The 13,510-nt window shown below is 58.8% G+C and carries 9 protein-coding genes; 2 read left to right on the forward strand and 7 right to left on the reverse strand.

Annotation, left to right across the window (positions count from 1 at the left end):
- Nucleotides 1-283 precede the first annotated feature (283 nt).
- Together carB and CA51_RS15425 are read right to left on the reverse strand one after the other, a co-directional pair.
- Nucleotides 284-3,529 carry a carbamoyl-phosphate synthase large subunit gene (gene carB / locus CA51_RS15420; protein ID WP_145122077.1) on the reverse strand — a complete coding sequence of 1,082 codons (3,246 nt, stop codon included), beginning with the start codon at nt 3,527-3,529 and terminating at the stop codon, nt 284-286.
- A 247-nt stretch (nt 3,530-3,776) separates the two neighbouring features.
- A complete protein-coding gene (locus CA51_RS15425; RefSeq protein WP_145122079.1) occupies nt 3,777-5,084 on the reverse strand; it encodes an MATE family efflux transporter in 1,308 nt (435 codons plus the stop codon).
- Between the two features lie 156 nt (nt 5,085-5,240).
- Here CA51_RS15425 and CA51_RS15430 point away from each other — a divergent pair, with 156 nt between their 5' ends.
- Complete coding sequence (locus CA51_RS15430; RefSeq protein ID WP_145122081.1) at nt 5,241-6,326, forward strand: acyltransferase family protein; 1,086 nt, start codon at nt 5,241-5,243, stop codon at nt 6,324-6,326.
- Between the two features lie 57 nt (nt 6,327-6,383).
- Here CA51_RS15430 and tkt read toward each other — a convergent pair whose 3' ends face one another.
- Complete coding sequence (gene tkt, locus CA51_RS15435) at nt 6,384-8,438, reverse strand: transketolase (protein ID WP_145122083.1); 2,055 nt, start codon at nt 8,436-8,438, stop codon at nt 6,384-6,386.
- Nucleotides 8,439-9,014: 576 nt separating this feature from the next.
- Here tkt and CA51_RS15440 point away from each other — a divergent pair.
- The gene (locus tag CA51_RS15440) at nt 9,015-9,410 is read left to right on the forward strand and encodes a hypothetical protein (protein ID WP_145122085.1); all 396 of its coding nucleotides are present in this window, start codon (nt 9,015-9,017) and stop codon (nt 9,408-9,410) included.
- 127 nt (nt 9,411-9,537) lie between these two features.
- Here CA51_RS15440 and CA51_RS15445 read toward each other — a convergent pair whose 3' ends face one another.
- From CA51_RS15445 to CA51_RS15460, 4 genes are read right to left on the reverse strand one after another with little or no spacing between them, the layout of a single operon-like run.
- The gene (locus tag CA51_RS15445; RefSeq protein WP_145122087.1) at nt 9,538-10,671 is read right to left on the reverse strand and encodes an ABC transporter permease; all 1,134 of its coding nucleotides are present in this window, start codon (nt 10,669-10,671) and stop codon (nt 9,538-9,540) included.
- A gap of 17 nt (nt 10,672-10,688) precedes the next feature.
- Nucleotides 10,689-11,378, reverse strand: a complete 690-nt coding sequence (locus CA51_RS15450; protein WP_145124187.1) for an ABC transporter ATP-binding protein — start codon at nt 11,376-11,378, stop codon at nt 10,689-10,691.
- A gap of 22 nt (nt 11,379-11,400) precedes the next feature.
- Nucleotides 11,401-12,960, reverse strand: a complete 1,560-nt coding sequence (locus CA51_RS15455; protein ID WP_145122089.1) for a permuted SH3 domain-containing protein — start codon at nt 12,958-12,960, stop codon at nt 11,401-11,403.
- An 11-nt stretch (nt 12,961-12,971) separates the two neighbouring features.
- On the reverse strand, nt 12,972-13,490 hold the full coding sequence (locus CA51_RS15460; RefSeq protein WP_145122091.1) for a hypothetical protein: 519 nt from the start codon (nt 13,488-13,490) through the stop codon (nt 12,972-12,974).
- Nucleotides 13,491-13,510 lie beyond the last annotated feature (20 nt).

A 13,510-nucleotide genomic window follows, 5' to 3' on the forward strand; every position in this document is an offset into this window, starting at 1 on the left:
CCCAGTCGCGAAGCGACGGCATGAGACAGCCTGGTGACGCAAGTCCCAGGACAGCCAAGCCCCACCCCAAGCCTTCCGCCTCCAAGCGCGACATTCATCCCCAGTCGCGAAGCGACGACATGCGATAGCCTAGCGACGCAAGTCCCAGGACTGCGGCGATTTGGAATCGCGCCACAGATACGCAAAAGACCACCGCGATCGTGTTTCGATCGCGGTGGCCTTTGTTTCTATTTCGGCGGATAGCGTTCAACACATCGGCGCCGTCAATGCGCCGTGCGGAACTCTACAGTCCGAACCGGTCCTGCAGGCACTCGACGTCCAGGGCGCCTTCTTTGAGCGCCTCCATCGCGCCGACAGCGGCTTCGGCTGCGGCGATCGTCGTGATACATGGGACGCCGTGTTGAACGCCCGAAGCTCGGATGCGACCTTCGTCGGTGCGAGCCCCTTTGCCGTTGGGCGTGTTGATAATCAACTGGACCTCTTCGTTCTTCAGGTAATCGATCAAGTTCGGATGCCCTTCGGCAAGCTTCTTGATCGGAGTGACCGCCACGCCCGATTCCTCGAGCAATTTTGCGGTACCCGAGGTCGCCAGGATGCTGAAGCCGAGATCGCGGAGACGCGAGCCAAGCTTGATCGCAAAGTCCTTGTGACGCGACGACAGGCTGATGAAGATGTTCCCTTCGCTTGGAAGGACCGTGCTCGCCGCGATCTGGCTTTTGGCAAACGCCAGCGAGAAACTCTTGCTGGTTCCCATCACCTCGCCCGTACTTCGCATCTCCGGCCCGAGCACGATGTCGACACCGGCAAACTTGCGGAACGGGAAGACGCTCTCTTTGATCGAGACGTGCGACGGGATCGTTTCCCCGGTCACGCCGACTTCGGCAAGCGTCTTGCCGCACATGACCTGCGTCGCCAAACGCGCCACGGGAACGCCGGTCGCTTTGGCGACAAACGGCACGGTCCGGCTGGCTCGCGGATTGACTTCGATGATGTACAGCGTCGGCTTGCCATCTTCCATTTTGACGGCGTACTGGATGTTCATCAGTCCGACGACTTTCAATCGCAGCGCCAATTGTTTCGTGGCGACGCGGATTTCGTCGAGGATCGATTCGGGCAGGCTGTGAGGCGGGATCGCACATGCGGAGTCGCCGCTGTGGACGCCCGCTTCTTCGATGTGCTCCATGATTCCCATCAGCACGCAGTCCTTCGAATCGGAGAGCGCGTCGACGTCGACTTCAATCGCATCTTCCAGGAACCGGTCGATCAGAACCGGTTGCCCTTCGGCGACAACAAACGCTTCGGCGACGTAGCGGTCGAACTGCTTGTGGTCGTAACAGATCTCCATAGCGCGGCCGCCCAAAACAAAGCTGGGTCGAACCAACGCGGGGAAGCCGATCCGGTCGACTTCGCCGCGGGCTTCTTCCATCGTCCGCGCGATGCCGCTCGGCGGCTGACGCAGCCCCAGTTCATCGATCAGTTGTTGGAACAGCTCGCGATCCTCGGCCGCTTCGATCGTGTCGACGCTGGTTCCGATGATCGGCACGCCAGCGTTGGCCAATCCGCGAGCGAGATTCAGCGGCGTCTGGCCACCGAACTGTACGATTACGCCGTCGGGTTGGACGTTGTCGCAGATGTTCAACACATCTTCGATCGTCAGCGGTTCGAAGAACAGGATGTCGCTGGTGTCGTAATCGGTACTGACCGTCTCCGGATTACTGTTGACCATGATCGATTCATAGCCCATGTCGCGGAGGGCGAAACTGGCATGGCAGCAGCAATAATCGAACTCGATCCCCTGGCCGATCCGGTTTGGACCGCCACCAAGAATCATGATCCGCTTCTTGTCACCCTTGGGCGGCGCTTCGTTCTCGTCTTCGTACGTGCTGTAGTAGTACGGCGTGAAGGCCTCGAATTCGGCGGCACAGGTGTCGACCGATTTGAAGACCGCGCGGACGCCTTGTTCTTTGCGGTATTCGCGAACCTTCAGCTCGCTGGAGTCGAAGAAGATCGCCAACTGGCGATCGGAGAAACCTAGCTGTTTGGTGTATTTCAAGTCGGCGGGGCTGAGCGATTCGAGCGATCCAGCCTGCAGCAAAAAGTTCTCGTGCTCGACGATCTGTTGCAATTGGTCCAAGAACCAGCGATCGATTTTCGTCAGTTCGAAGATCTCTTCGATCGTCATCCCCATCTTCAGCGCGTATCGCAGATAGAAGATTCGTTCGGCGTTGGGAGTCGAAAGTTTTGCGATCACTTCATCGCGGTCGGGCTGCGATTCGCCACCCCACATATCCTTGCTGCCGCCGCCGAAACCGAAGGCGCCGACTTCCAGGCCGCGAAGCGCTTTTTGGAACGACTCTTTAAAGGTTCGCCCGATCGCCATCGTCTCGCCGACGCTCTTCATCTGCGTCATCAAGGTCGGATCGGCTTCGGGGAACTTCTCAAACGCAAACCGTGGGATCTTCGTAACGACGTAATCGATCGACGGTTCGAAACAAGCTTTTGTCTTTTGCGTGATATCGTTGGGCAGTTCCCACAAGCGGTAACCGACAGCCAACTTGGCCGCGATCTTGGCGATCGGGAAACCAGTCGCTTTACTGGCCAGCGCCGACGATCGGCTGACCCGCGGATTCATCTCGATCACGATCATCCGGCCGGTGGTCGGTTCGATCGCAAATTGGATGTTCGAGCCACCGGTCTCGACACCGATCTCGCGAATTACCGCCAACGAAGCGTCACGCATCCGTTGGTACTCTTTGTCGGTCAGCGTCTGCGCCGGGGCGACGGTGATCGAATCGCCGGTGTGGACGCCCATCGGATCGAAGTTCTCGATCGAACAGATGATCACACAGTTGTCGTCCATGTCGCGGACGACTTCCATTTCGTATTCTTTCCAACCGATGATCGACTCTTCGATCAGCACTTCGGTGACTGGGCTTTGGTCTAAGCCGTTTTGCACCAACGCGTCGAAGTCGTCGCGGTTGTAAGCGATCGCCGAACCGGAGCCACCCATCGTAAAGCTGGGTCGGACGACGCAGGGCAACCCGACATCGTTCATCACGCGGCGGGCGTCGGTCAGATTGCGGACCGTTTCGCCGCGGCAGACATCCAGGCCGATCTTGTCCATCGCCTGCTTAAACTGTTCGCGTTCTTCCGCTTTGGCGATTACATCGGCGCGAGCACCGATCATCTCCACGCCGTACTTCTCCAGCACGCCGTTGGCTTCCAAGTCCATCGCGGTGTTCAAACCGGTCTGACCGCCCAGAGTTGGCAGAAGCGCATCGGGGCGTTCTTTGGCGATGATCTTCTCGACCATCTGCCAGGTCAGCGGTTCGATGTAGGTCCGATCAGCGGTTCCCGGATCGGTCATGATCGTGGCCGGATTGCTGTTGACCAAGATGACTTCGTACCCCTCCTCACGCAGAGCTTTACAAGCCTGCGTGCCGGAATAATCGAATTCACAAGCTTGGCCGATGACGATCGGTCCGCTACCGATCAGCAAGATTTTCTTGATGTCGTCGCGACGTGGCACAGGAAGGGAACCTTTGATGGAGTGGAAGAGATCAGGACGGGCGCAAAACCCCGGCAATGTTAACAAACCACCGGGAAAGTGGTAGGGCCCGGAGAGCGCTTCTAGGCTGCAAATCCTTGCTTCATGCTTGCGTTGGTCCCCCAATCGCTAGGATTTCAACGATCGCCAGAACGCATCCCGCGATCAGAATTCGGGCAGGAAGCCGCTCGCCATGCCGACTCGAGCTGGCGATCGACTGCCGTCGGCGCTAATCGATCGCAACGGGATCGGTTTCCCGCAGGTCGGATTTCAGTTTTTGAAACTCGCGATTGGCGAAATAGAGGTTCGACAACGAATACGAAGTAACGCAGACCGCATAAGCCGCCGCGGCGCCGGTTCCACCAAACTTCCAATAGAAGATCACCGTCAGGACCAGCAGCAACCCCGCGTGCAAACCAAGCAGCCAAGTGAGCATGCGGCGCCGGCCGGCGTACAACAAAAACGTAGGTGCCAGCGAAAACAGAGTCGTCATGCTGGAACCGACCGCGACCCAACAGAGCGCCGGATACGAAGCGACAAAGTCGGGCCCGTAAATTCCCAAAATGGATTTCCCGAAAAACAGGACGACCAACAAAAACAAGACGATCCCGGCTCCAACCATCAGGGCGCGGTCGCGTCGCATGATCGACATCTGCCGCCAATTGTTCTCCTCCATATACAGCGAGACCGCTGGCTGAAAGAACTTGTCGGTCGATTTACTGAGCAGCAAAATCAAGCCGCCGGTCTCAAAGGCGGGTGCCAACAGCCCGACCCCAATATCGCCGTGCGGCATGTGATGGGTGATCACCAAGGTCGAACGGAACAGCCACGAGACCATGAACGTAAAAAACATGAAAGTCACGCTTTCGCTGATCCAACCGCGAACGTTCGTCTCCACCTCCGCATCGGCCACCAGCGGACTTGCTTGCCGGTAGCACAGCAACATCCCCAACAGAAGCGCCATCACGCTCCCGCTGGCGAAGCACAACACGGCGTGGCTGGCGGTGAAGTGCATCGTTTGGGTGAGCATCAAAATCAACAGCAACGTGGTCGCCGGGATCATGATTCGCGAGATCACCATCGCAACGATCGGCATTCGAAACGCCAGCAGCAGGTCGATGACCACTCCAGCGCCCGCCATCGACGGCAGATAGACAAACGCCAGCGTCACCACATCGCGACGGTTGCCCGAATGCAGGGGAGCAGCCAAGACGATCATCGCGATCGCCAACAACAGACTCAGCAGCAACGTCCCCAGAAACGCAAAACGCAAATACCCGGCGATCCGACCACCATCTTGCGCTTCGTTGTAGATCGGAATCACACGCAGGCCGTATTTGCCAAACCCACCTTCGGCGAGCGACGCGAACAATCCCAGCGTTGCGATCGCCCCGATGTATTGGTCGAACGCGACCCGCGACAGTTCGCGAGCCAAGATGATCGTCGCCCCGTATCCCAAGAAGATCCCGACCACGTTCAGCGCAACCATCACCAACGGGACAGCCTGCCAACGTCGTGGTTCAGAGATTGGGGACACCGCATCCAAGTCGTTGTTTCTCCGCGACCGATTTCCAAAAACATCCCCCAGCGGTCGGCGTGCTAGAGTTTCACAGCGGCTACCAAACCGGTCCGCGCTGTCGCCGCGGACGTCCGCGCAATCACTTCCTTCGTCCCAATTCCACCATCGCAATCCATGCAACCGTCGCAGGAATTAAAACAGTCGTTCCGCACCGCTAGCCTTTGGGCAACCGCGCTGGTCGTGCTGATTCACTATCGCTCGGCCGCCGCCACGGGTGGGAATCTAAATGGCTGGCTTCAAGAAATCTTAATCAACGGAATCGCCCGAATCGCGGTCCCCGTCTTCGCCTTTGCCGCCGGGTTCTTCTACTTTCTAACCTTCACCGGCAGCTACAACAACTACCTCGCCAAGCTGCGGCAGCGAGCCGCCAGCCTGTTGGTTCCCTACCTGCTGATCTCTTTGATCGCGCTGGCCAGTTGGTCGACGATCCAGATGATGTTGGGCAAGCCGACGCAATTGGAACCCGCGCAGTTCTTCTCGCGGATCCTGCTGCATCCATTGGCCGAACAACTATGGTTCCTCCGCGACCTGATGCTGTTAGTCATCGCAGCACCGTTGATCCAGTTCGCAGTCCGCCGCGCACCCGGCATCACCTTAGGCATCTTGGCGGTTCTGTGGACGATGGAATGGCAGCCTGCGCCGATCGTTGCCGGTTGGTACGCCCTGAACGTCGAAACCCTGCTCGGCTTCACACTCGGTTGCTGGGCCGTTACGCGAATCGATCTTCTAGAGAGCCTGATCCGCGCCCCGAAACACATCTGTTTCGCGCTGCTTGCGACCTGGAGCCTGTTGTTGGCGACGCGTGTCGCCATCGATCCCAGCTTCGACAACTGGTACGTCCGCGATTTCACAACGCTCTCGCTGCTGCTTCAGAAGGCCGCCATCGCAACGGGTTGCCTGGGGCTGTTGAGCATCGCGCGGCGGATCGAAAACCAACGACTCAGCCGCTTGGCCGAGTTCAGTTTTTTCGTCTACCTGGTGCACGAGTTCCCGATGCGGGAAGTGCTCCGCCGGGTAACGAGCAAGATCGTCGGAGAAGAGTTCAGCTTTTGGATCGCCGCGCCAACGGCGATCGTTTGCAGCCTGCTGCTGGCTCAATTCGCCAGCCGCTACACGCCAACGCTGATCGCCGTATTGACCGGCGGGCGAACAATGAAGCCGGTCTCCTTGTCCGCTGCGAGACCGCGTTGGCGCTACTAGTAACGCCAGTTTTCGATGACGCCGCGAGGTCCGCAGCGTCACCGATTCTCAACGGCTTTACGCCAACAAAGCTTTGGCTTCGGCAACGATGTTTTTGGTCGTGATGCCAAACTTTTCGTACAGCTGGGGAGCCGGTGCCGAAGCGCCAAAGCTGTCCATGCCGACAAATTCGCCTTCGCTGCCCAAGTAGCGATCCCAGCACTGACGGATGCCAGCTTCAACGGCGACGCGTGCGGTGCACGACGCTGGGAAAACGCTCTCGCGATAAGCGGCGTCCTGGTCTTCGAACAATTCGAAGCAAGGCATGCTGACGACGCGAACCTTCACGCCGGCGGCCTTCAATTGCTCGTAAGCTTCGACCGCAAGCGACAACTCACTGCCGCTTGCCATCAGGATCAGTTCGGGTTCGCCATCGGAATCGGCCAACACGTAGCCACCCTTCGCGGTTCCCGATGCCGGTGCAAACTTCTCGCGGCACAGCGTTGGCAGGTTTTGACGCGAAAGAACCATCGCGGTCGGGTGATCCGACAAAGCGACGCTGGCGCGATACGATTCGGCAACTTCGTTAGCGTCGCCGGGACGGAAGACATACAGCCCTGGCATCGCACGGCACGCGGCCAAGTGCTCGACGGGTTGGTGAGTTGGTCCGTCTTCGCCCAATCCGATCGAATCGTGCGTCAGTACGTACAGAACGGGCTGATGCATGATGCTGCTCAAACGCATTCCGCCACGCATGTAGTCGGTGAAGACGAAGAAGGTCGCACCGTAAGAACGCAGGCCTGTCAGCGACATTCCGTTACAGACAGCGCTCATCGCGTGTTCACGAATGCCGTAGTGCATGTTGCGTCCGCAAGGCGTTGCCGCTTCGTAGTCGCCAGCACCTTCGAACTTCAGCAGAGTGTTGGTGCTTGGCGCGAGGTCAGCCGATCCGCCGACCATCCAAGGAATGTTCTTGGCGATAGCGTTGAGCACTTGGCCACCACTGACGCGCGATGCCATTCCCTTTTCATCCGCTTCGAAAGTTGGGATTTCGGAATCCCAGCCCTCGGGAAGATCGCCAGCGAAGAAGGTTGTCAAATCCGCAGCCTTCTCAGGATTGGCGGTTTGGTAAGCAGCCCAAACGTCTTGCCATTCCTTGTAAGCCGCAGCGCCGCGGGCGCCGATCCCTTCTTGGAAGTGTTCTTTCACGCCTTCGGGAACGAAGAACTTTTCGGTCGTTGGCCAACCGTAAGCCTTCTTGGTCAGTTCGATCTCGTCCCAGCCAAGTGGCGCGCCGTGAGCGTTGTGTGAGTTGGCTTTGTTTGGCGAACCGAAACCGATCACGCTGCGAACGACGATCAAAGTTGGCGCGTCGGTGTTCGCTTTGAATTGTTCAACCGCTGCGCCCAGAGCTTCCAGGTCGTTGGCGTCGGCGACTTCGATCACGTGCCAACCGTAGCCCTTGAAGCGATCGACTTGGTTCTCGCTGAAGGTCAGGTCGGTGTGCCCTTCGATCGTGATCTTGTTGTCGTCGTAGATCCAGCACAGGTTCGACAGCTTCAAGTGACCAGCCATCGATGCCGCTTCGCACGCGACGCCTTCCATCATGTCGCCATCGCCGCACAACGCGTAGACATCGTTATCGAACAGCGTGTGTTCGGCGGTGTTGTAACGCGCCGCCAACCAACGCGATGCGATCGCCATTCCAACGCTGGTCGCGATCCCTTGGCCCAAAGGCCCCGTCGTTGTTTCGATGCCGCTCGCTTCGCCATATTCAGGGTGCCCAGCACATGGACTTTCCAACTGACGGAAGTTGCGGATGTTGTCCAGCGAGATCGCTTCTTGACCGACAGGCTCGCCCGCTTGATCGACCTCTTGAACGCCCGTCAAATGCAAGACGCTATAAAGCAACATCGATGCATGGCCGCACGACAAAACAAAGCGATCGCGGTTGGGCCACTGGGGATGCTGTGGATCGTAACGCATCGCTTCGTTCCACAATTGATAAGCGACCGGCGCCAGCGCCATCGGCGTGCCAGGGTGACCGCTGTTAGCCGTCTGAACGGCATCCATACTCAGGGTGCGGATCGTATCGATTGCGGTTTGACGGATATTTGTGGTTACTGCTGACATCGGTTCTGTGTCACCTTAAGTTCGAATAGTGGCCGTTAATTGTCGCCAAGAGCTTACCCAGGATCGCCCCCGGTGGCAACAATGGGAACGTTCGAATCGCGTGAAGACGCAACAACATTAGGGCACTGGCACCGCCCTTGGTGTCGAGCAACGGCCAGCTGAGCGACTCACCCATCTGCGGGGAAAATTCATCTTCACGGCGAGCCTTTTTTTGACATCTAGGCGATTCGTCCGCCTGCTTTTCCCAACGAATCCTTCGGTCGATCGGCACTTTGGGAGAATCGGGCACCCCGATCCCAAATCGCAGCGATTCCCCCTCCGGCAGAGATTTCGCAGATCGCCCCACGGAGTCGCTTGGCACCATCGATAGATCCGCCGCAAACCAAACGTTCCAGCCAATCGGCAGTCGCACTTCATATCATTTCGACGACGCGGTGACATCACATCGATGGCACCCCGAGGGCAAAAGGCACCAAAACGCTGCAATTCGGGCTTTGGCACGGCACCTGCGTTAAGTGACATCAGCGGCCGAGTCCGCTCGATCACCTCCCCCTCCCTTTTGAATGGAACGACAGCATGAAACGAATTTTGACCATCGCCGTCCTGGTTACCGGCATCACGATTTTGGCTGGCACATCGGACGTGCAAGCCAGAGACCATCGCGACGCTGGGCGTTCGGTACATAGCGACCGATCGGCGCATCATCACCAATCGCATGGTTACGCCAGCCATCGCCGATCGAACCACCGTCCTGCGGTCGTCGTTCCTTACAGCAGCCACGTCAAAGGACACAGTGCCAACTACCGTGCTGTTCCGCCAAGTCCTCGAAGGGCATATCTTCCCAACCGCTATCCCGTTCCGGCGACTCCGTACGTCCCCGTTCCCGTCCCTGCCTATCCAAGCACAAGCCACAGCCACGGTTTCCACCTGGACCTAGGCCCGCTGCACCTCGGGATCGGCAGCCACCACTAGTCCCTTGACCTCGCCAACCTTGGTGAACCTTCGCTTTTCGTCGTAGCACCAAACGCAACGATGCGGGGCAGCAAGAATCCAAACGATCGCGAGCGTCTCGGCGTTCGCGATCGTTCTTTTTATCCAGCTACTCCTGCCGCAGCGCTCGCACGATCGGAACCGTTGCGGCTTGAATTGCGGGAGCCATCCCCGCGACCACTCCGACAGCTAACGACACGACCAGTCCAGACCACAACAAACCAAACGACGGACGGAACGCGATCGTCGCTCCTTCGGCACCGATCGAATATCCACCGACAGCCAGCGCGGTCACCGCCAATAACGTACCGCTGGCGCCGCCGATCAGGCACAAAATGGTGCTCTCAGTCAAAACCAATCGCATCGCCCGCAGCGGGCGCACGCCGATCGTTTGCAAGACGGCGTATTCTTTGATCCGATCTTGAACGCTCATCACCGTCGTGGTCGCCACCAGCGAGAGAACCAAGCCGACGCAGGCGTATCCCAGCCAGTGAGCGAATCCGATTAGATCGACTAGGTCCGACAGCGTGCTCGCTTGGAACGCTCCCTTCCGCCGAGTCGTCGTCGCCACCGAACCGGCTCGCAAAACTTGATCGATCTCCGACGCGACGCGGTCTGGTTCGGCGTTCTCGTCGAGCATGACTTCGTGCTGAGTCACAAGCCCCGCGTTGTCCAGACCACGGGTGTATTGCAGGAACTGCAGGCTGGTGTAGATCAAGTTTTCTTCCGATGGGACCGTCGAACTAAAGACTCCCGCGACCTGCACCGAGATCTCGCCGATTGAAAATTGATCTCCGACGCCAAGCCCACGACGCTGTGCGACGTTGCGTCCGACGATCGCCGCATCGCGCCGCGATTCGAAGTCGCTCCAAGATCCGGCGACAAGTTTCAGCGGTCGGCTCGCTTGAATCTGCTTTGGATCGGCACCGTTGAAGACGACGATATCGAGGCTCGCGCGGCAGTTGTTGGTCCAAACCTGGATCGGCATCACTTCGCGCACTCCGTCAACCTTCAAGATCTTTCGCGCATAATCCTCGGGCAACCGACTGCTGGTCGGACAAAACCGATTCTCCTGAAAGACGATCAAGCTGCGGTTTGCATCGGTCCCCGTCGTCAATCGCTCCAGTCCCTCCTGCACCGACCCGACGCAGCAAAAAACGAACATCGCCACCGCCGCACCGGTCACGGTTAACAAGGTACGAGCGCGATGGCGCCACAAGGTTTTCAGGACGTAGGTCAACATCAGGTATCACCTTCTCCTTAAACGGTCGCCGCTTGCGACTCGATGAATTTCCCGCGGTCCAAGACGAGTTGACGCGACGCGATCGCGGCGACATCGCTGTCGTGAGTGACCATCAACATCGTGATGTTCAGTTCGCGGTTCAATCGCTGCAACAGGGACTGGATCTGTTCGCTGGTCTGCGTGTCCAGACTGCCAGTCGGTTCGTCGGCGACCACGACTTTGGGATGCGCCACGATCGCCCGCGCGATCCCGACGCGTTGCTCTTGGCCACCGGACAGCTGCCGTGGGTAGTGGTCGGATCGATCGGCAAGCCCGACCGCCTCGAGAGCCAATTCGACCCGCTGCCGCCGTTGTGCCCGCGTCAGCTTCAACAGCATCGTCGGCAGTTCGACATTCTCATAAGCCGTGAGGACCGGGATCAGGTTGTGCGTTTGAAAGATGTAGCCCAGGTTTGCGGCTCGCCAATCGGCCAACTGTCCCCGCGACAACCGCGTCACCTCGGTCCCGTCGACGATAATCGTGCCGCTGTCGGGTCGATCGATCCCGCTGACAAGATTCAACAGCGTGCTCTTGCCGGTACCGCTGGGGCCCATCAACGAGACAAATTCGCCCTCGTCGATTTGCAGGCTCACGTCGTCCAACGGCGTGATCGTTTCGTCCCCCTTGCTGAAGGATTTGCTGACGTTTTTCAGTTCTACCAGTGTCATCATCGTCTCGCTTGTTCTCGAATCATCGTCCCAGTGACTGCTCTTCGCCGCTGACTTTCACGCCGTCGCCCGCCTGCAAATTTTCGATCCCCGACGCGATCACTTTGTCGGTCACCTGCAGCCCCTCCAACACCTCGACCAGACCATCTTCGCTGCTCTTCCCCGATTTGATCGGTCTCCGCTGAGCGAGACCGCTGGAATCGACGATCCAGACAAAAGGTCCCGTCTCGCCGGTTTGAACCAAGGTTTGCGGGATCATGATCCGCACCGTTTCGGTCGGTTCGGATATGGATTTCGGCAACTCGGGAGCCAGAAACGTTGCGGTCACCAACATCTCGGGGCTCACGTTCGACGGAGGATCGATCAATTCGACCTTCACTTCCAACGTGTTCTTTTGGATGTTGGCGACGCTTGTCGACTGCAACACACGGCCGTTCAGGGTGCCAGTTACCGACGCGGTCTCGATCTCGACACTCTGCCCCGGGACGACCATCGGCACGTCGTCCAGTCGCACGTCGGCGCGAACTTGCAGCCGCGCCGGGTCGTACATTTCGATCACAGTGCTGGAACTCTGCCGCGAGTTGTGCTCCAGTCCCATCACGCGAGTCCCCGGCGACGCGACGACTCGCAACACACGACCTGCGATCGGCGCGGTGACCACGGTCCGCTTGAGATTTAACTTCGCCGCTCGCAACAGCGAGGCTGCTTCGTCTCGCAGCGCCGTGGCCGATTCGACTTTGGCGTGCGCTTCTTCTAATTGTCTGCGTTCCTCGACCAACAGTTTCAGCTGAGTCTCCAACGCGTCGACTTTACTTTGCACCGCATCGATCTCGCGTTCCAAATTCGGTTTGCGATCGCGCAGCTCGCGAAGCGTCGCATCGGCTTGTGCGTGTTCGCTTTGAGCCCGTTGCAACACGATCCCCGCGATCGCGTTTCTTGCCGCCGTCTTACCCGCGACACTGTCGGCCGTAAACTTCCGCTCCGCCTCGGCCGCTTCGATCAAAAACGGCAACGCATCGCGCTGCGTCTTCGCCTTAGCCAGCACGCTCCTCGCTTCGGCCAACGCAACTTGCAAATGGACAGGTTGTTCGACACGGATCATCGCCGCATCGCGTTCCGCTTCGGCCCGCCGCAATTCACCATTGCGAATCGCCAGCGTCGCCTCGGCTTGTTCGACAGCCAATTGGGCATCGATCGCGATCAGCCGCGCGATCGGCTCGTCTTTGGCAACCTGCTGGCCTTCGACGACCAGCAGCGATTCGATCACACCCGGTGCAAGCGCTGCGACACGGATCGCGCTGGGGCGCGGTTCGATCCATCCAGCGGCTTGGAACAACGCCGTCCCCGCCTGCTGGATCTCACCGCGTTGAACGATCACCGGCACCACTGTCACCGCTTGTTGGGGCAACCACTGGCGGCCCGCCGAAGCGAGCAACAAGCCGAGGAAGCCCAAAAGAATACCGATTGGCAACGCGTAACGCAGCAACCAACGTCGCGGCTGCCGACGCGTACTAGTCGACTCACCGGGCGACGGCCCGCGTTGTAGTGCCAATTTGCTGAGATCGAGTGGTGTATCCGGCATCGCCCTAAATCCTATTCAGCCCGAACAAAAACTTTGTTGGCCGCGACGGTCAAGTTGCCTTGATCGTCCCGATTCGCAGTCCCTTGGACCACAACGGTCGACAGTTCTTTCACGTTCAACAACTTGCGAGCGTCAAACGCCACGGGACCGCCATCGGCATCGACGACCTTGACCGTCGCGATGTTCTCTTTCACCTGAGGCTGGGTGCAGCAGTAATCCCAAGGCGTCGGGCAACCTTCGTCGTCCGCACAGTAGGGAACTTTAGGATCGACGATCGTAAACGCCGCCAAACCTTCGACAAACGGCTTCGACGATCCGCCGATCCGCCCAACGAGCGTTACCGCTTGATCGGACTCGGCCGATTCGCGAGCTTCGCCAACGCCGACGGCCCCTTCGGGCTCCGCTTCGGCAACGTACAACACGCTCGCCGCAGCGACTTCCGCCGCGTCGGGACCTTCCGCCGTCGGCTTTTCGCCACAACCAACAACCACAGCCAATGCGGCAACACAAATCCAATTCATCATTCTCATTTCAGACTCTCCAAAAAAGT

Source organism: Rosistilla oblonga, from assembly GCF_007751715.1.
Taxonomy (GTDB): Bacteria; Planctomycetota; Planctomycetia; order Pirellulales; family Pirellulaceae; genus Rosistilla; species Rosistilla oblonga.